The following is a 15,964-nucleotide window of genomic DNA, read 5'->3' as shown; positions in this document are numbered from 1 at the left end:
CGATGCTTACTTGATCTCAAGGGCCGGGACATTTATCTAGCCAATACTCAAACCCACTGATCATTGCGCTTGCGTCTTACCCGCAGCATGGTCGGCAGGATCAGCCCGGCGAGCAGCCCGCCACCGGCGATGCCGCCGCCGTAGGCCATATAGCGCATCAGCACTTGCTGGTTTTCCTCGCCCAGTTGCGCTTGCAGTGCGCGTAGTTCGGAGTTGGCCTGGCTTAGCTCACTGTCCAGCGCCGAGCGCGCGGTTTGTAGTTCGTCGATCAGGGTTTTGCGTGAGTCCAGGGTTTCCTGCATGCCTTGCACGCGGGTTTTCCAGGTGTCGTTGATGCCTTCCAGTTCGGCGCTCAGTTCGGCCACTTTCTGTTCCAGCTGCGGCAGGCGCTCGGCTTGGCCGGGCACGTCTTGCAGGTCGCGGTTGGCAATCCATACCGCACTGCCGCTTTCACCGCGCACCTGGCTGTAATCGCCGTCGGTGCGCAGCAGGGTGACCTTTTGCCCGGAGACCAGGGTGCCGACGATGCGGTAGCCGTCGGTTGGGCCGCTGCGTACATAGGTATTCAGGCTGTCGCTGACCCAGCGGTTGCTGCTGGCCTTTTCTTCGGCTTGTGTGCTCACACTTGCCAGCAGGCAGGTAGTGAAGGCGAGGGTGTGCAAAGGGCTAAAACTGGCGGGGAGATGGCGAGATAGGGACATGGGGCAATCTTCACATGGCGATTGAACGAAACCCTGCAGGCGGGCGCGATAAATGCCGGCCAGGCGCATTGCCGTGAGCAGTTAGGCGATCGGGATGGAGTGGCGCTATGCAGCTGCTCGCTGGGCAAATGGCCATGCAATCCACCCGGCGGGCCGACAGCAGACAGACACTCGGCGAGCACGGGGAGTTCACTCGGCGGCGGGTTGCGGGATGGATGGTCGGCAATTTTGCCCAACGTTCTGGGCGTGCGGGCTGCTTAACCTGGCGCTGGATTGGCTAGCGCTAAAAACAACAAACCCGGCACGTGGCCGGGTTTGTTGGGGGTTGCAGCAGGACTTACTTGATCTCGACGGCCAGGCTGTCGTGGATCTTTTTGTTCCAGATCGCTGGACCGGTGATATGCACCGACTCGCCCTTGGTGTCGACCGCCACGGTGACGGGCATGTCTTTCACGTCGAACTCGTAGATGGCTTCCATGCCCAGCTCGGCGAAGGCCACCACGCGCGATTTCTTGATCGCCTGGGCGACCAGATAAGCGGCGCCGCCGACGGCCATCAGGTACACGGCCTTGTTGTCCTTGATCGCTTCGATGGCAATCGGGCCGCGCTCGGATTTGCCGATCATGCCCAGCAGGCCAGTGCTTTCGAGGATCTGCCGGGTGAACTTATCCATCCGCGTGGCAGTGGTTGGGCCAGCTGGGCCGACGACTTCTTCGCGCACCGGATCGACCGGGCCGACGTAATAGATAAAGCGGCCTTTCAGATCGACCGGCAGCTCTTCGCCTTTGTTCAGCATGTCGACCATGCGCTTGTGCGCCGCGTCGCGGCCGGTGAGCATCTTGCCGTTGAGCAGCACGGTTTCGCCCGGTTTCCAGCTCTGCACGTCTTCCGGGGTCAGGGTGTCGAGATCAACGCGGCGGGCGCTCGGGCCGGCCTCCCAGACGATTTCCGGATAGGCGGACAGGTCCGGTGCTTCCAGCTCGGCCGGGCCAGTGCCGTCGAGCACGAAGTGGGCGTGACGGGTGGCGGCGCAGTTGGGGATCATGCACACCGGCAGGCTGGCTGCGTGGGTCGGGTAATCCATGATCTTGACGTCGAGCACGGTGGTCAGGCCGCCCAGGCCTTGGGCGCCGATGCCCAGCTGGTTGACCTTGTCGAACAGCTCCAGACGCATCTCTTCGATCTTGTTCTGCGGGCCGCGGGCTTTCAGCTCATGGATGTCGATGTGCTCCATCAGCACTTCCTTGGCCATTACCGCAGCTTTTTCGGCGGTGCCGCCGATGCCGATGCCGAGCATGCCTGGCGGGCACCAGCCGGCGCCCATTTCCGGGACGGTTTTCAGCACCCAGTCGACGATCGAGTCGGACGGATTGAGCATGGCCATCTTCGATTTGTTCTCGGAGCCGCCGCCTTTGGCGGCGACGTCCACTTCCACCTTGTCGCCAGGGACGATGGAGTAGTGGATCACTGCCGGGGTGTTGTCCTTGGTGTTCTTCCGCGCGCCAGCTGGGTCGGCGAGGATCGAGGCGCGCAGGACGTTTTCCGGCAGGTTGTAAGCGCGGCGTACGCCTTCGTTGATCATGTCGTCGACGCTCATGGTGGCGCCGGTCCAGCGCACGTCCATGCCGACGCGGATAAATACGGTGACGATGCCGGTGTCCTGGCAGATCGGCCGGTGACCGGTGGCGCACATGCGCGAGTTGATCAGGATCTGCGCCATGGAGTCGCGCGCGGCGGGGGACTCTTCGCGCAGATAGGCCTCATGCATGGCCTGGATAAAATCCACGGGGTGGTAATAGGAGATGAACTGCAGGGCGTCGGCGACGCTCTGGATCAGGTCGTCTTGCTTGATCACGGTCATGCTTGGCGCTCCTTTTTGTAAAGGTAGGAGTAGGGCAGGAACTTCGAACAGCGCTGGGTCACGTCCCGGCGCAGGGCTATCAAGGTCAAAGGACAAGGCCAAAGCACAAGATAAAAAGGCGCGGCAGTATACCGCGCGCACCGTCAGGCGGACACCTGTACGGCCCCAGACCATGGTCGCTGATCGGCCATTTGAGCCGACTAATGACCTGGGCGCGGCCTAGGCATTGTCTGAGCACAGGGGTACAGTGGCGGCTAGATGCCAGCATGGGACGGAGCCCATAAACCCATGAGCCTAAGTAGCCAGCGGGTAACCCAGCGATCTCTGCAAAGCCTGCTGCTGAAGCGTTTCGGCATGGCAGTGGCAACCTATGCGCTGACCGGGCTGTTGTGCTGGATCGGCGTATTTGCCGGGCTGTTTCATGCATCGCCCTTGACCGCTCTGACCATTACAGCCCTGGCCGCACTGAGCCAGCTGGTGTTTCTCGGGCTGTTTCTGTCTCACTTCAATCTGCGTTTAGCCGACCCCAGCCTGACCGAACCTCAGGTGCTGGTGGCGTTGGCCTGGCTGACGGTGCTGTTGTCGCTGTTCAGCGAAGGGCGCGGCAGCATGCTGGTGATCTATATGCTGATTCTGCTGTTCGGCGTGTTCCAGTTGCCGCCGCGGGTCTTCGCTCGTTGCGCGCTGTTTGCCTTCTTCGGCTTTGCCGGCCTGAACCTGTATGAAGCCTATACCCTGCAGCTGAGTGAGCCGCGTGTGGCGCTGATGCAGGCGTGCGTGCTGGCGGTGGTGCTGGTCTGGCTGTGTCTGTTTGCCAGTTACGCCCAGGCCATGCGTCAGCGTATGCGCCAACGGCGTTTTGCCCTGCAGGCGCATCAGGACACGCTGCGTGGCATGATGCGTCAGCTCGAAGATCTGGCCGCCACCGATGAGTTGACCGGCCTGTGCAACCGTCGGCACTTCCTGCGCCTGGCCAGCCGTGAGCTGGAAGGGCTGCGCAACGGGCGTCAGCATGGCCTGGCGTTGCTCGATCTGGATCATTTCAAGCGGATCAACGATATCCACGGCCATGCCGCCGGGGACCGGGTTCTGCAGACGTTCGCCGCTGTCGCCCGCGCCTGCTTGCGCGATGGTGATGTGGTAGCCCGCTACGGCGGTGAGGAATTTGTGTTGTTGTTACCCAATACCGAAGCCGATCAGTTCACCGCCTGCTGCGAGCGCCTGCGTGAGGCTTTCAGCCGCGCCGAGCCGCTGGGCGTGAAAGTGGCCAGCCTGAGCGTGTCCATCGGCATGACGCTGCTGACCGTGCACGATGATCTCGACGAAGCCCTGCAACGTGCCGATCAGGCGCTGTACCAGGCCAAACGCGACGGGCGTAACCGTTGCGCGGCGACCTGGGAGGATGTGGATGCCTGAGTTACGGGCCGCTGATCGCTGCCTTGAGGTCGCCCCCGCCAGTAATCTGCTGGACAGCCTGCTGGCTGCCGGCATCGCCGTGCCCTACAGCTGCCGCGCCGGCAGCTGCCATGCCTGCCTGGTGCGTTGCGTGGGCGGTGAATTGCTCGATGGCAAACCGGAAGCCCTGGACGATACGCGGCGCGAACAGGGCTGGCGCTTGGCCTGCCAGTGCCGGGTGGTCGAGGACGTGCAGATTGAGGTATTCGACCCGCTGCGTGATGCGTCTCCAGCCGTTATTCACAATTGCGACTGGCTCAGCAGCGATGTGCTGCGCCTGCGCCTGACCCCACAGCGGCCGCTGCGTTACAGCGCCGGCCAGCACCTGCAACTCTGGACAGAGGGCGGCATTGCCCGGCCATATTCCTTGGCTAGCGTGCCGGGCGATGATCCTTGGCTGGAGTTTCATATCGATTGCCGCCAGGGCGGTGCGTTTGCCACGGCGGCGCGGACGTTTCAGCCAGGCGATAGCCTACGCCTGGGCGAATTGCGCGGTGCGGCGCTGCACTATGACCCGGACTGGCAAACCCGGCCGCTCTGGCTGATGGCCGCCGGCACCGGCCTTGCGCCCTTGTATGGGGTGCTGCGCGAAGCGCTACGCCAGGAGCATCAGGGCGCTATCCGAGTTATTCACCTGGCCCATGATGCGTCCGCGCATTACCTGGCCGAGCCCTTGCGGACGCTGGCGGCTAGCCATCCGCAGCTGCAGGTCGAGCTGCTTGTCGCGGCCGAGTTGCCGGCTGCTTTGGCCGAACTGCGCCTTGTTTCACGGCAAACCATCGCCTTACTCTGCGGCCAACCCGACAGCGTCGAAACCTTCGCGCGCCGCCTGTATCTGGCGGGTTTACCGCGTAGCCAGGTTTTCGCTGACGTCTTTTTGCCCCACGCGCGCTAGCCGTTCAGGTTCTCAGCTCGCGGGTGGCCTGCCGTGAGGATTGATGATGAGCGAGCACCTGCTGGTTGAGCGTGAGCAAGGGTTGCTGACCCTGCGCATGCACCGCCCCGACAAGAAGAATGCCCTGACCCGCGCCATGTACAGCGGCATGGCCGAAGTGCTGGTGCAGGCCGATCAGGATAAAAGCGTGCGCGCCGTGCTGATCAGCGGCGGCGAGAGCTGTTTTACCAGCGGCAATGATGTCGCCGACTTTATCAAGGCGCCGCCCACCGGGCTGAACAGCGAAGTGTTCCAGTTTATGCAGGCGCTGTTCGAGTTCAGCAAACCAGTGGTTGCCGCAGTCAACGGCCCGGCGGTGGGCATCGGCACGACCATGCTGCTGCACTGCGACCTGGTGTATGTCAGCCGTGATGCCACGCTGAAGATGCCCTTCGTCAACCTTGGCCTTTGTCCCGAATACGGCTCCAGCCTTATCCTGCCGCGCCTGCTCGGCCACGCCCGCGCTGCCGAACTGCTGTTGCTCGGGCAGAGCTTTACCGGTGAGCAGGCTGCAACCTGGGGCATCGCCAATCAGGTGCTGGATAGCGGCGCGGCAACCCTGGCCAAGGCTCGCGAAATGGCCCTGCGCTTTCAGCAGTTGGCACCGGCTGCAGTGGCGGACAGCAAACGCCTGATGCGCGCACCGGATCGCGAGCAACTGCGTAGGGTTATCGAGGAGGAGGGCGCCTTGTTCGGCCAGCGTTTGCGCTCGCCAGAAGCTATCGAAGCGCTGACTGCCTTTATGCAGCGGCGCACGCCGGACTTCAGCAAGTTCGCCTGATGCCTTGAGGCAAACAAAAAGGCCGCTCGATTGAGCGGCCGTTTGCGTTGCAGCGCGGTGTTACACCAGCGCTTCACCTACATGCAGCAGCTTCATGGTGTTGGTGCCACCGATGGTGTGGTAGCTGTCGCCCTTGGTCAGGATTACCCAATCACCAGTCTGCACCACGCCGCGCTTGAGCAGTTCGTCCACCGCGGCCTGGCTGACTTCCGCCGGTTGCAAGGCGGCTGGATCGAACGGCACGGTGTAGACGCCGCGGAACATGGCCGCGCGGGCCTGGGTTTCGCGGTGCGGAGAGAATGCGAAGATCGGCACCGAAGAACGGATGCGCGACATGATCAGTGGGGTGTAGCCACTTTCGGTCAGCGCGATAATCGCTTTCACACCGGGGAAGTGGTTGGCCGTGTACATGGCCGCCAGGGCGATGCTTTCGTCGCAGCGCTCGAACTCGGTGCCCATGCGGTGGCTGGAGGTCTTGCTGGTCGGGTGCTTTTCCGCGCCCAGGCAGATGCGTGCCATGGCCTGCACCGCTTCCAGCGGGTAGGCGCCGGCGGCGCTTTCCGCCGAGAGCATCACCGCATCGGTGTAGTCGAGCACGGCGTTGGCCACGTCGGATACTTCCGCGCGGGTCGGCATCGGGTTCTGGATCATCGACTCCATCATCTGCGTGGCCGTGATCACCGCCTTGTTGTGGCGACGGGCGTGCAGAATGATTTTCTTCTGGATGCCGCACAGCTCGGCATCGCCGATTTCCACACCCAGGTCGCCACGGGCAACCATCACCGCATCACTGGCGCGGATCAGACCGTCGAGGGTTTCGTCGTCGGCTACGGCTTCGGCGCGTTCGATCTTGGCCACCAGCCAGGCAGTGCCGCCGGCTTCGTCGCGCAACTTGCGCGCGTAATGCATATCGTCGGCATCGCGCGGGAAAGACACGGCCAGGTAATCCAGCTCCATCTCGGCAGCCAGTTTGATGTCGGCTTTGTCTTTCTCGGTCAGTGCTGGCGCGGTCAGGCCGCCGCCACGGCGGTTGATACCTTTATGGTCGGACAGCGGGCCGCCGATGATCACTTCGCAGTGCAGGGCATCGCTGGTAGCGCTGACGACGCGCATCACCACGCGGCCGTCGTCGAGCAGCAGCTCGTCACCGACGCCGCAATCCTTGACCAGATCCGGGTAGTCGATGCCGACGATATCCTGGGTACCGGCAGTCAGCGGGTGGCTGGTGGAGAAGGTAAAGCGGTCACCGAGTTTGAGTTCGATGCGTTTGTTGGCGAATTTGGCGATGCGGATTTTCGGGCCTTGCAGGTCGCCGAGCAGGGCAACGTGGCGGCCATGCTTGGCGGCCAGCTCACGCACCAGCTTGGCGCGGGCTTTGTGCTCGTCCGGCGAGCCGTGGGAGAAGTTCAGGCGGGCGACATCCAGGCCAGCGATGATCAGCTGTTCAAGCACTTCGGGGCTGTTGCTGGATGGGCCGAGGGTTGCGACGATTTTGGTGCGGCGAAAGGTCATGCACAGACTCCTGAGTTGCATCTGAGCACGAGGCTACTATGCCGCAACTCTGTAGTCATTGTTCCTCTGCACTACCTTGCCCGGCCTGCTAGCGATTGAGCGCCTGGTCCAGATGGCGGGCGGCTTTGTTGTTCAGCTCGCTGCCGGGGTATTGCACCAGCAGGCGACGCAGGTAGGTGATGGCCTTGTCGCGGCTGGCCTGCGGGTTGTCCGGGGCCAGGTACATCAGGCCGAGCTGGTACAGAGCTTTTTCCTTGATATCGGCAGTAATGCCGGGGTCGCTCAAGGCCAGCAGGTATAGTTCTTCGGCCTCACCGACGCGGTTTTTCAGCACGGCGCGGCGTGACAGCAGGGTCATGTCCGGGTCGAGGCTGGGCTTGTACAGATCGAGCTGTTGATTGGGCTTCCAGTGCGCGAGCAGTTCGCGCGAGGTCTTGTGTACTGGCTCATCTGCCAGTTCGCGGATCATCACGATGCGCGCCTCGGCCCGTTCGGCAGCGCGGCTGGCGGGGAACTGGTTGAGCACCTGATAAAAGTAGTTGAGTGCCTTGTTGTCATCGCGCTGCTCGTTGAAGCGATTCATATAGAGCAGGCCGATCTGGTACAGCGAGATCGCACGCACCTCATCGCTGAGCTTCTCGTCACGGTAACCGGTGAGGTACAGCTGCTCGGCCTGCTCGCTTTTGGCGTCGCGGATGGCCTGGGCGCTGTAGGTCAGCAGGTCGCCTTCATCCTCAATGGCCGCGAGCATGCGGTTGTTCTTCAGGGTCTTGTATTCGACCACTTCATTGGTGGTGATCTGCGCAATAAACAGTGGCGTGGTGGGCGAGCAGGCGCTCAAGAGGGCGGTACACAGCAGCACTAGCAGGCGAGAGGAAGACGACATGACAGCTCCTGGGCGCAATGGCCGTTGCGCGCCAGTCTAGTCAGGCGTGCGGGTGCCGGCCAAGTGGCTGGCGGCATTACCCATCAGAGGATATGTTGCTGCAGAATTTTCCCCAGCAGTCGATACACTGCTCATCGGAGGAGAGGCTTATGCGAGTACTTATTTTTTTACTGCTGACACTGAGCGTGGCAGGGTGTAGCCGGCACAGTCTGGACAGACATTTGAACAATGCCTACGAGGCTTATGACCGTGGTGAATGTGAGGCGGCGATCCTTTCGCTGTCCAGGGCAGAGCGCAGCAGTCGCTCGCGCAGCTATGTGCAGCCGGAAATCTCGCTGCTGCGCGGCCAGTGCCTGGAGCGTCAGGCGCTATTTGTCGATGCCATGCAGACCTATCAGTTCATTGCCACCCATTACCCCGCCAGCGAGTACGCATACCGTGCCCGCGCGCGCATGGATACCCTGCGCCAACTGGGGCATGAGGGTGTCGATGCGGCGGTCAAGGTCACCCCGGTCAAGCCCTGACCGCTGGTCGTCACAGGCCATAGAAGGCTATTCTCGGCAGTAAGCTGAGGTTTTACGGGAGGGAATCCATGCGCGTCTTGTTGTGCCTGTTGTTATTGCCGGGGCTGGCGGCTGCGGAAATCTATCGCTGGACCGATGCCAATGGCCAGCTGCATTTCGGCCAGCGCCCCGCGGCAGCTGGGGCTGAGAAGGTCGAGGTCAAGCCGCAGGTGGTCGAGCGTGACCAGCTCACCCGTGAGCGCGAAGAACGCACCAATCGCTTCTATGACGCACGCCGCGAGGAGCAGGCGCAGGCATCGGCGGTGGCTGCGGAAAACCAGGCCAAGCGTGCCGAGGAGTGTCGCGAGCTGCGCAAGCAACTGGCCTCTATCCCTGAAGGGCGCAGCTATTACCGTACCGAAGCGGATGGCCAGCGTAGCTTTTACAGCGACGAGCAGGTCGATACCGCTCGTCAGCAACTCCAGAGCCGGGTGTCTGAACGCTGTTCCTGAAACTGGTTTAAGCGCAGTAGTGGGGCCATACTCAATGGCCATCTATAGCGATTTGCCACTATGCCCAAGCATATCCAGCGCAGCATCGAACGCCATCAGTTGCCCTACTACCTGAAGGTGTTCAATCGCATCACCGACAAGCCCATGGGCTATATCGGTAACGTCTCCTTGGACGGTCTGATGCTGATCAGCCAGCTGCCGCTGCTGGTGGGCGCGCGTTTTGACATGCGCCTGAAGATTCCTGGGCACGATGCGCCGCACTACATCGATTTCTCCGCCACCTGCCAATGGTCCCGCGAGGATGTCACTCCTGGCTGCTATGACTCCGGCTTCGCCCTGGTCGCCCCGCCCGGCGACTATGTCGAAATGGTCGATGCTCTGCGTCATTACTTCAGCTTCCGGTCAATGGCTGCATCCGCCTGACTCGTTTTGATCGATTTGCCAGGCAATAAAAAACCGCCCCGAGAGGCGGTTTTTTATTTGCAGCGCGGTTTAGGCGCTGACGGTCTGTTCCAGCTGCAGCAACGCGTCGGAGCGCGACTGCACTTCGCGGTAACGCTCGGCATCGTTGGCGAGAACGGCGCCCATGGCTGGGAAGATCTCGTTCAGCTTGCTGCTCCACTGATCTGATTTAACCTGGGCGCCGAAGCAGCGCTGGATCAGGTCGAGCATGATCGACACGGTAACCGAAGCACCTGGCGAGGCGCCGAGCAGGGCGGCGATGGAGCCATCCTCGGCAGCCACCAGTTCGGTACCGAACTGCAGGATGCCGCCGTTCTTTGCATCTTTCTTGATGATCTGCACGCGTTGACCAGCCATCTCCAGGCGCCAGTCTTCGGCTTTGGCTTCTGGGTAGAAGCCGCGCAGGGTTTCCAGACGCTGCTCTTCGGACTGCAGCACTTCCTTGACCAGGTAGCGGGTCAGGTCGAAGTTGTCGCGCGCCACCGCCAGCATCGGGCCGATGTTGTTTGGACGTACCGACAGCGGCAGGTCGAGGAACGAGCCGTGACGCAGGAACTTGGTCGAGAAGCCGGCGTAAGGGCCGAACAGCAGCGAGGTTTTGCCATCCACCACGCGGGTATCCAGGTGCGGTACCGACATCGGCGGCGAGCCGACTGCTGCCTGGCTGTAGACCTTGGCCTGGTGCTGCTTGACCACTTCCGGGTTGTCGCAACGCAGCCACTGGCCACTGACCGGGAAGCCGCCAAAGCCTTTGCCTTCCGGAATGCCGGACATCTGCAGCAGCGGCAGGGCCGCGCCACCGGCGCCGAGGAAGACGAACTTGGCCTGAATTTCACGGCTGCTGCCGTTCTGCTGATCCTTGACGCTGACGCGCCAGCCATCGGCATTACGCTTGAGACCGACGACCTTCTGACTGCAGGTGACTTTGGCGTCTGCCTGCTGGCCGAGGTGGTCGAGCAGGTGCTTGGTCAGGGTGCCGAAGTTGACGTCGGTACCGGCCATTACGCGGGTGGCGGCAATCGGCTCGTTCGGGTCACGACCCGGCAGCATCAGTGGCATCCACTCGGCCATGGTGGCGCGGTCTTCGGTGTATTCCATTTCCGCGAAGGCGTGGTGGGCGGTCAGCGCGTCGAAGCGCTTCTTCAGGTAGTCGATACCTTTCTGGCCGCGGACGAAACTCAGGTGCGGAACCGGGTTGATAAACGACTTGGGCGAACCAAAGCGGCCTTTCTCAACCAGGTAGGCCCAGAACTGCTTGGACTCTTCGAACTGGGTGTTGATGGTCACCGATTTCTTGATGTCGATCGAACCGTCCGCCGACTCCGGCGTGTAGTTCAGCTCGCACAGGCCAGCGTGGCCGGTGCCCGCGTTGTTCCACGGGTTGGAGCTTTCAATCGCTCCGGAGGCCATCATCTCGAGCACTTCCAGCTTGATCGCCGGGTCGAGCTCTTTCAGCAGTACGGACAGGGTCGCACTCATGATGCCGGCACCAACCAGCACCACATCCATTGTTTCGTAATCGTTTTGCGCCATTACCACTTCTCCGCAAACCAGCACTCAATAGACGTTAGTCAGCTTGTGTATGCACACAGCCAATCAGCAGTCGGCGAGACGCTCAGGGTTGAAGGAAGCAGGCTTCTGGGTGCAGATGCCAACCGCGAGATCGTTCATTTTCGCCACACTCTTGTGAAGTTTTCCAAACCGTTTTTTTCACGCTCTTTTGGAGTCGTGAACCTCAAAACACGTCTGCCTGGGCCGACTTTTCCACGACGTAAAGCGACCATTGCAGCAACTGCATGGCGTTTCACAGTGGGAAAAAGCGGCAGCCGGAAGGCAGCGCGAAGTGGGCGACTCTCTGGGGCGCGGCCGATGAATGGTGCATCAGCGTGACGGCAGGGCCCGAACAGGAGGCGTCCTTATAATCGGGGCGCGATTATAAGGGCAAAGCAGGAAAATTGATCGCCTGGCGTGACTTTTCTTCTTCCGCTGGTCAGGCTGCCAGCGTTTGCTGCATGCGCAGGCATGGCGTGACCTGCACGGTTCTGACGCCGGCTGGCAGCGGTCGATTGAGCCAGCTTAAGCAGCTTTGTTGCACCTCAATCCAGCCGGAGCCTTGTGGCGCCTGGGCTGACTGGCGCAGGGCGCGGCAGGTGCCTTGCGCATCGACCAGGGCAAATGAGCGCATCGGGCGACGTGGGGCGAGCAGGTTGCGCAGTGAGAACATGGCGGATCACTCACGAACAGAGAAGACTAAAGTCTTATGCCTGATGCGCATGACAAGGGCGTTACGGGAACCTGTTGGCGCGATAAACGTCCTAGCAAGCAGCGCTGTCAGGCATTTACCGCGCTGGTTATACTGCGCGCCACTTCTACCCCCTTATTTATGGAGAGTTGAGCATGCTGCATCGTCTGCTGTTTGGTCTGGTGGCTGTTGCCAGCCTTACTCTGGTGGGTTGCGCCCACAGCCCGCAACAACTCAGCCCACAACCCAAACTCAATAGCCCGCTGACCGCCGTTGGCCAGGGCCAGCCGGTAGTGGTGCGGGTGGCCGATGGTCGTCCTTCGCCCGTGCTGGGTACCCGTGGTGGTCTCTACCCGGAAACCAGCGCTATCAGCGTGACGGGCCAGGACATCCTGCCCAAGCTGCAGGCCCAGGCTGAAGCTGCCGTACGTCTGCTCGGCTTTACCCCAAGCGCGAATGCCTACAACGCGCCACAGCTGACCCTGACCCTGGCCGAACTGAAGTACCAGTCGCCGAAAGAAGGGATGTACGTAACCGAAGCTGACATGACCGCGACCTTCCGCGTTGATGTGCAAAACAGCAGCCGGCGCTACAGCGGCCGTTACGGCGCCTCGCTGAACCAGCGTTTCGGCATGGCGCCGAATCAGGCGACCAATACCAAGCTGGTTGGCGATGTGTTGAGCGACGCCCTGACCCGCGCCTTCAAGGACCCGACCATCGGCCAGATGCTCGGGCAGTAAGCCTTATCGCTGTAATGAAAAAGCCCGGATTGATCCGGGCTTTTTTACATCTGCGCTTTGTGCGCCTTAAACGATAACCCTGGCCTCAGGCCGCCTCGCTGTAAAACTCCGGCATGCTCATGCCGGTCAGCGTATCGACATCAGGCAGGGCGTAATGCTCATGGCCGCCCATGGCGCAGTACACCAGCCAGTGGTCGTCCTGCACGTTGAAAGACAGCCCGTCGATGACGGCTTCCACGTCATCCAGCGAATCGATCAGGTAGTCGCGGTCTTGGGGTTGGGCATGCAGCATGGTGTGATCCTCCATGGATATTAAGGCCTGTCTCTCTGCACAAAGCCTTTATGGCCAAGGCGTGGGGACGAGTGTTAGACCATAGCTCATGCAGATGACAGTGTTTAGACCGCTTGGTCATAGTGGCTGCGATTCGTCGGAATCGAACCGCGAGTGCGGCAACCTTCGGTAGACTCCGCGGCCGTATTTGGACTGCCCGATACTGCTTCGGGTGTGCTGATAATCAGGCGCGACGTTGATCGCATGCCTTATAGAAGTAGAGGTCGAGCATGTCGTTGCAAGCGCTCTGGTTGCTGATCGAAGGTCAGCCTGGGCAGTGGCTTAATGGGCTGGCGCTGTTCTTTGCACTGGCCGGCGCCTGGCTGTTGCTGGCCACTCGCATGCGCGAGCAGCGTGCCCAGGCGCGGTTGCTGGCCGGCAATCAGTTGAATGAACTGGCGGACGAGGCCTATGCCTTTGATGAGCCGACGTTGCGCCTGAACCGCTTCTTTTATCGCTTTGGCCATGTCTGCCTGGCGGCGGCCTTGCTGCTGTCCTGGCTTAGCACCCAGCTGTAACTCGGTTCCTCAGGCAATAAAAACGGCAGCCATTGGCTGCCGTTTTTTCTGGCTGCGCTTTGCCTACAGCGGCAGGCCAGCCTTGATCCGGTACTGGTTACGCACCGGGTTGGCGTATTGCAGGATCAGGTAGGGCTGCTGCTCGCTCGGGCAGTTGGCCAGGCGCCGCTGCCATTCGCTCTTGGCGGCGCTGAGCTCTGCTGCGGGGAATAACTGGGCGGCGCTAGGCACGGCCAGTTCCGGGTCGCGGTCAGCCCACATGGCATAGGCCAGGTAATGCACGGGAAACAGCCGATAGCCGCTGAGAATCTGCCGGTCCATCTCCGCCGCCAGTAGTTTGCTGTCTTCCAGGCCTTGGCTGACAGGCGCGCCGAAGTGCACATGCACGCGGCCTTTGTAGCCGGTGATGCCCAGGGCTATGCTCTGGTCATCCTCGCCCGCCGCCTTGGTGTAGCTGCCAGTGCTGGCGCGGATAAACAGCTCGCGGGCTTTGGCCTGGTCGCAGGGGTCGTACTCGTAGCTGATCGATACAGGGGTCAGGCGCAGGGCGTTGATCACTTCGGCGAACGGCTCGCCCTTGCGGCTCATATGGAACATCTTGAGGATCGCCGAATCGGTGCGGTCATCACCATCCTTGGCGCGGCCTTCGGCCTGGGCGATCCAGATCGACTCGCCATCATTGCGGATCGAGTGATTGATATAGGCTGACAGCAGCTGATAGGCCGCCAGCTTCTCGCGCCGCCCGCTAATCGAGCGGTGCACGATAAAGCTCTTGTTCAGGCGCATCAGGTCGCTGACGAAGGGCTTCTGCAGCAGGTTGTCGCCTATGGCGATACGCGGCGTCGGCAGGCCGGCGTGGTACACCGCGTAATTGACGAACGCCGGGTCCATGACGATATCGCGGTGGTTGGCCAGAAACAGATAGGCGTTGCCGGCTTGCAGATGTTCGATGCCGGAATAGCTCACGCCATCGGTTGCCTGCTCAATGGTGCGGTCGACATAGCTCTCGATGCGCGTCTGCAATTGCGCCACCGAACTCACGTCGCGAAACTCAAGACGCAGGCGATAGGCTATAAGTGGTTTAAGCAGCCAGCCTAGCGAAGACGCCAGGCGCGGGAAGCGGAACTGAGTGAGGATGCCGAGAAACGCATCGTCGGCCAGCAGGCGCGCCAGCACGGCAGGGACTTCGGCGTCGGCGTAAGGTCGGATGGCATCGAATTCGCCCATCATGTTCTCTTGTTGTGGTTGGCTGTGGAGATGCTCACTGCGCTGGTCGTCGCACGACAATGCTTGTTGCGCGACTGCAGGGCCAGCTATAGACCGGCGATTATACGCCCAAGTCACAAGGAGACAGCGATGCTGGAAAGCCAGGACTACCAATGCCCTTATTGCGGCGAGCAGGTTGAGGCGCTGCTTGATCTTTCGGCCGGCGATCAGCAGTACATCGAAGACTGTCCGGTGTGCTGCCGGCCCATCGTGTTTTCGCTGCAGACCGATGGCGATGACTGGAGCCTGGATGTGCGCGGGGAGAATGACTGATGCAGCGAATCTACGAGCCGCAGGACCTGATGGAGGGCGAGCTGCTGCTGGCTATGCTGGCCAGCGAGGGCATCGAGGCTTATCTCACTGGGCGGCATCTGGCTGGCGCTGTGGGTGAGCTACCGGCCTGCGGTTTGCTCGGGGTGATGGTTGAGGATGCTCAGGCACACAGCGCACAACAGCTGATCGCCGCGTACAATGCCGCGCTACCGCTGCCCGGCGATGAGCCGGATAATTTCCAAGGTACGTTGCTCTGCTAAGAGCCTGTTACGGTCTGCTGCGCGTCGGCCCTGCTGCCTTACTTCAAGTGTTATCGAGTTTCCCATGTGTGGACGTTATGCCCTGTTCCGTTGGACGCCTGCATTTGCGGCGATTCCCGGTTTTCCTGCTGATCAGTTACCGCACTGGAGCATTTCGCCCAATAGCCAGGTGTTGCTACTGCGCAACGTCGAGGGCGAGCGTCAGTTGACGCGTGCGCGTTGGGGGCTGACCCCGCCTTGGTTGACTGATCTGACCAAAACCCCGGCCCAGGCGCGGGCGGAAACCCTGGCCGAGCAGCCGATGTTTCGTGAGGCGTTTCGCCTGCGTCGCGGCCTGCTGCCCGCCAACGGTTTCTATGAGTGGCGGGGCACGGCGCGCAAGCGCCCGTACTGGCTCACCGGCGAGAGCACACCGCTGTTTTTCGCCGCTTTGTGGGAAGCCTATCCGGTTGAGGGTTGCGTCTACCTGAGCGCGGCGGTGGTGACTCAGGCGGCGGCCAGTCAGCGTCGGCCACTGATCCTCGATGAAGCCGGGCAGGCCGCCTGGTTAGCTGCCGACACCCCTGCGGCCGACTTGCAGGCTTTACTGGCGAGTCCGCCGCTGGCGCTGCGCGAGCGGGTGTTGGCCAACCTGATCAATGATCCCAAGCTCGATGCGCCTGAGTGCCTGACGCCGGCCTAGGCCATTAACAGGGCGCAAAAAAAAGGGCGGACTGCCATGCAGTCC

19 protein-coding genes are annotated in these 15,964 nt (G+C 61.6%); 11 read left to right on the top strand and 8 right to left on the bottom strand.

The window, feature by feature from the left end; genetic code table 11:
- Positions 1 to 47: 47 nt before the first annotated feature.
- On the bottom strand, positions 48 to 701 hold the full coding sequence (locus tag ACQ4LH_RS16605; protein ID WP_430698183.1) for a TIGR04211 family SH3 domain-containing protein: 654 nt from the start codon (positions 699 to 701) through the stop codon (positions 48 to 50).
- Between the two features lie 337 nt (positions 702 to 1,038).
- Positions 1,039 to 2,562 carry a fumarate hydratase gene (locus ACQ4LH_RS16600; RefSeq protein WP_397495265.1) on the bottom strand — a complete coding sequence of 508 codons (1,524 nt, stop codon included), beginning with the start codon at positions 2,560 to 2,562 and terminating at the stop codon, positions 1,039 to 1,041.
- A 288-nt stretch (positions 2,563 to 2,850) separates the two neighbouring features.
- On the opposite strand from ACQ4LH_RS16600, the gene ACQ4LH_RS16595 reads away from it, so the two are divergent.
- Genes ACQ4LH_RS16595 through ACQ4LH_RS16585 form a run of 3 tightly spaced genes read left to right on the top strand, consistent with a single transcriptional unit; the run spans position 2,851 to position 5,732 of the window.
- Positions 2,851 to 3,978 (top strand): diguanylate cyclase, encoded by a 1,128-nt coding sequence (locus ACQ4LH_RS16595; protein ID WP_430698182.1) that lies wholly within the window; start codon positions 2,851 to 2,853, stop codon positions 3,976 to 3,978.
- On the top strand, positions 3,971 to 4,912 hold the full coding sequence (locus ACQ4LH_RS16590; protein ID WP_430698180.1) for an iron-sulfur-binding ferredoxin reductase: 942 nt from the start codon (positions 3,971 to 3,973) through the stop codon (positions 4,910 to 4,912). Before ACQ4LH_RS16595 ends, ACQ4LH_RS16590 begins: the two co-directional genes overlap by 8 nt.
- A 46-nt stretch (positions 4,913 to 4,958) precedes the next feature.
- The gene (locus tag ACQ4LH_RS16585; protein WP_430698179.1) at positions 4,959 to 5,732 is read left to right on the top strand and encodes an enoyl-CoA hydratase; all 774 of its coding nucleotides are present in this window, start codon (positions 4,959 to 4,961) and stop codon (positions 5,730 to 5,732) included.
- 60 nt (positions 5,733 to 5,792) lie between these two features.
- Here ACQ4LH_RS16585 and pyk read toward each other — a convergent pair whose 3' ends face one another.
- Both pyk and ACQ4LH_RS16575 read right to left on the bottom strand, forming a co-directional pair.
- Positions 5,793 to 7,244 (bottom strand): pyruvate kinase, encoded by a 1,452-nt coding sequence (gene pyk / locus ACQ4LH_RS16580; RefSeq protein ID WP_430698177.1) that lies wholly within the window; start codon positions 7,242 to 7,244, stop codon positions 5,793 to 5,795.
- A gap of 88 nt (positions 7,245 to 7,332) precedes the next feature.
- The gene (locus ACQ4LH_RS16575) at positions 7,333 to 8,130 is read right to left on the bottom strand and encodes a tetratricopeptide repeat protein (protein WP_430698176.1); all 798 of its coding nucleotides are present in this window, start codon (positions 8,128 to 8,130) and stop codon (positions 7,333 to 7,335) included.
- 149 nt (positions 8,131 to 8,279) lie between these two features.
- Here ACQ4LH_RS16575 and ACQ4LH_RS16570 point away from each other — a divergent pair, with 149 nt between their 5' ends.
- The 3 genes from ACQ4LH_RS16570 to ACQ4LH_RS16560 all read left to right on the top strand — a co-directional run bounded on the left by ACQ4LH_RS16570 (position 8,280) and on the right by ACQ4LH_RS16560 (position 9,568).
- Positions 8,280 to 8,654, top strand: coding sequence for a tetratricopeptide repeat protein (locus ACQ4LH_RS16570; RefSeq protein WP_430698175.1), 375 nt, complete (start codon positions 8,280 to 8,282; stop codon positions 8,652 to 8,654).
- Between the two features lie 68 nt (positions 8,655 to 8,722).
- Complete coding sequence (locus tag ACQ4LH_RS16565; RefSeq protein WP_430698174.1) at positions 8,723 to 9,145, top strand: DUF4124 domain-containing protein; 423 nt, start codon at positions 8,723 to 8,725, stop codon at positions 9,143 to 9,145.
- 60 nt (positions 9,146 to 9,205) lie between these two features.
- On the top strand, positions 9,206 to 9,568 hold the full coding sequence (locus ACQ4LH_RS16560) for a PilZ domain-containing protein (RefSeq protein ID WP_160015962.1): 363 nt from the start codon (positions 9,206 to 9,208) through the stop codon (positions 9,566 to 9,568).
- Between the two features lie 69 nt (positions 9,569 to 9,637).
- On the opposite strand, the gene mqo is transcribed toward ACQ4LH_RS16560, so the two are convergent.
- Complete coding sequence (gene mqo, locus ACQ4LH_RS16555; RefSeq protein ID WP_430698173.1) at positions 9,638 to 11,140, bottom strand: malate dehydrogenase (quinone); 1,503 nt, start codon at positions 11,138 to 11,140, stop codon at positions 9,638 to 9,640.
- Between the two features lie 457 nt (positions 11,141 to 11,597).
- Positions 11,598 to 11,831, bottom strand: coding sequence for a hypothetical protein (locus ACQ4LH_RS16550; protein WP_430698171.1), 234 nt, complete (start codon positions 11,829 to 11,831; stop codon positions 11,598 to 11,600).
- A 173-nt stretch (positions 11,832 to 12,004) separates the two neighbouring features.
- On the opposite strand from ACQ4LH_RS16550, the gene ACQ4LH_RS16545 reads away from it, so the two are divergent.
- Complete coding sequence (locus ACQ4LH_RS16545) at positions 12,005 to 12,589, top strand: YajG family lipoprotein (protein WP_167147688.1); 585 nt, start codon at positions 12,005 to 12,007, stop codon at positions 12,587 to 12,589.
- An 85-nt stretch (positions 12,590 to 12,674) separates the two neighbouring features.
- On the opposite strand, the gene ACQ4LH_RS16540 is transcribed toward ACQ4LH_RS16545, so the two are convergent.
- Complete coding sequence (locus tag ACQ4LH_RS16540) at positions 12,675 to 12,881, bottom strand: hypothetical protein (protein ID WP_275961715.1); 207 nt, start codon at positions 12,879 to 12,881, stop codon at positions 12,675 to 12,677.
- 269 nt (positions 12,882 to 13,150) lie between these two features.
- Here ACQ4LH_RS16540 and ACQ4LH_RS16535 point away from each other — a divergent pair, with 269 nt between their 5' ends.
- Positions 13,151 to 13,438 (top strand): hypothetical protein, encoded by a 288-nt coding sequence (locus ACQ4LH_RS16535; protein ID WP_430698169.1) that lies wholly within the window; start codon positions 13,151 to 13,153, stop codon positions 13,436 to 13,438.
- Between the two features lie 63 nt (positions 13,439 to 13,501).
- On the opposite strand, the gene ACQ4LH_RS16530 is transcribed toward ACQ4LH_RS16535, so the two are convergent.
- A complete protein-coding gene (locus tag ACQ4LH_RS16530; RefSeq protein ID WP_430698168.1) occupies positions 13,502 to 14,668 on the bottom strand; it encodes a 1-acyl-sn-glycerol-3-phosphate acyltransferase in 1,167 nt (388 codons plus the stop codon).
- Positions 14,669 to 14,794: 126 nt separating this feature from the next.
- On the opposite strand from ACQ4LH_RS16530, the gene ACQ4LH_RS16525 reads away from it, so the two are divergent.
- From ACQ4LH_RS16525 to ACQ4LH_RS16515, 3 genes are all read left to right on the top strand, one after another.
- A complete protein-coding gene (locus ACQ4LH_RS16525) occupies positions 14,795 to 14,977 on the top strand; it encodes a CPXCG motif-containing cysteine-rich protein (protein WP_430698166.1) in 183 nt (60 codons plus the stop codon).
- On the top strand, positions 14,977 to 15,237 hold the full coding sequence (locus ACQ4LH_RS16520) for a putative signal transducing protein (protein ID WP_430698164.1): 261 nt from the start codon (positions 14,977 to 14,979) through the stop codon (positions 15,235 to 15,237). Before ACQ4LH_RS16525 ends, ACQ4LH_RS16520 begins: the two co-directional genes overlap by 1 nt.
- A 64-nt stretch (positions 15,238 to 15,301) precedes the next feature.
- Positions 15,302 to 15,919, top strand: a complete 618-nt coding sequence (locus ACQ4LH_RS16515) for an SOS response-associated peptidase (protein ID WP_430698163.1) — start codon at positions 15,302 to 15,304, stop codon at positions 15,917 to 15,919.
- Positions 15,920 to 15,964: the final 45 nt, after the last annotated feature.

The organism is Pseudomonas peli (genome assembly GCF_050563605.1).
GTDB classification, from domain to species: domain Bacteria; phylum Pseudomonadota; class Gammaproteobacteria; order Pseudomonadales; family Pseudomonadaceae; genus Aquipseudomonas; species Aquipseudomonas peli_A.
The sequence above is the reverse complement of the archived record's forward strand: the minus strand, read 5'-3'. Positions and strand labels throughout refer to the sequence as shown.

What these genes read in the sequence shown, in the direction of transcription:
- ACQ4LH_RS16605 (WP_430698183.1), bottom strand. Translation starts at nt 701, where the DNA reads ATGTCCCTATCTCGCCATCTCCCCGCCAGTTTTAGCCCTTTGCACACC.
- ACQ4LH_RS16600 (WP_397495265.1), bottom strand. Translation starts at nt 2,562, where the DNA reads ATGACCGTGATCAAGCAAGACGACCTGATCCAGAGCGTCGCCGACGCC.
- ACQ4LH_RS16595 (WP_430698182.1), top strand. Translation starts at nt 2,851, where the DNA reads ATGAGCCTAAGTAGCCAGCGGGTAACCCAGCGATCTCTGCAAAGCCTG.
- ACQ4LH_RS16590 (WP_430698180.1), top strand. Translation starts at nt 3,971, where the DNA reads ATGCCTGAGTTACGGGCCGCTGATCGCTGCCTTGAGGTCGCCCCCGCC.
- ACQ4LH_RS16585 (WP_430698179.1), top strand. Translation starts at nt 4,959, where the DNA reads ATGAGCGAGCACCTGCTGGTTGAGCGTGAGCAAGGGTTGCTGACCCTG.
- pyk (WP_430698177.1), bottom strand. Translation starts at nt 7,244, where the DNA reads ATGACCTTTCGCCGCACCAAAATCGTCGCAACCCTCGGCCCATCCAGC.
- ACQ4LH_RS16575 (WP_430698176.1), bottom strand. Translation starts at nt 8,130, where the DNA reads ATGTCGTCTTCCTCTCGCCTGCTAGTGCTGCTGTGTACCGCCCTCTTG.
- ACQ4LH_RS16570 (WP_430698175.1), top strand. Translation starts at nt 8,280, where the DNA reads ATGCGAGTACTTATTTTTTTACTGCTGACACTGAGCGTGGCAGGGTGT.
- ACQ4LH_RS16565 (WP_430698174.1), top strand. Translation starts at nt 8,723, where the DNA reads ATGCGCGTCTTGTTGTGCCTGTTGTTATTGCCGGGGCTGGCGGCTGCG.
- ACQ4LH_RS16560 (WP_160015962.1), top strand. Translation starts at nt 9,206, where the DNA reads ATGCCCAAGCATATCCAGCGCAGCATCGAACGCCATCAGTTGCCCTAC.
- mqo (WP_430698173.1), bottom strand. Translation starts at nt 11,140, where the DNA reads ATGGCGCAAAACGATTACGAAACAATGGATGTGGTGCTGGTTGGTGCC.
- ACQ4LH_RS16550 (WP_430698171.1), bottom strand. Translation starts at nt 11,831, where the DNA reads ATGTTCTCACTGCGCAACCTGCTCGCCCCACGTCGCCCGATGCGCTCA.
- ACQ4LH_RS16545 (WP_167147688.1), top strand. Translation starts at nt 12,005, where the DNA reads ATGCTGCATCGTCTGCTGTTTGGTCTGGTGGCTGTTGCCAGCCTTACT.
- ACQ4LH_RS16540 (WP_275961715.1), bottom strand. Translation starts at nt 12,881, where the DNA reads ATGCTGCATGCCCAACCCCAAGACCGCGACTACCTGATCGATTCGCTG.
- ACQ4LH_RS16535 (WP_430698169.1), top strand. Translation starts at nt 13,151, where the DNA reads ATGTCGTTGCAAGCGCTCTGGTTGCTGATCGAAGGTCAGCCTGGGCAG.
- ACQ4LH_RS16530 (WP_430698168.1), bottom strand. Translation starts at nt 14,668, where the DNA reads ATGATGGGCGAATTCGATGCCATCCGACCTTACGCCGACGCCGAAGTC.
- ACQ4LH_RS16525 (WP_430698166.1), top strand. Translation starts at nt 14,795, where the DNA reads ATGCTGGAAAGCCAGGACTACCAATGCCCTTATTGCGGCGAGCAGGTT.
- ACQ4LH_RS16520 (WP_430698164.1), top strand. Translation starts at nt 14,977, where the DNA reads ATGCAGCGAATCTACGAGCCGCAGGACCTGATGGAGGGCGAGCTGCTG.
- ACQ4LH_RS16515 (WP_430698163.1), top strand. Translation starts at nt 15,302, where the DNA reads ATGTGTGGACGTTATGCCCTGTTCCGTTGGACGCCTGCATTTGCGGCG.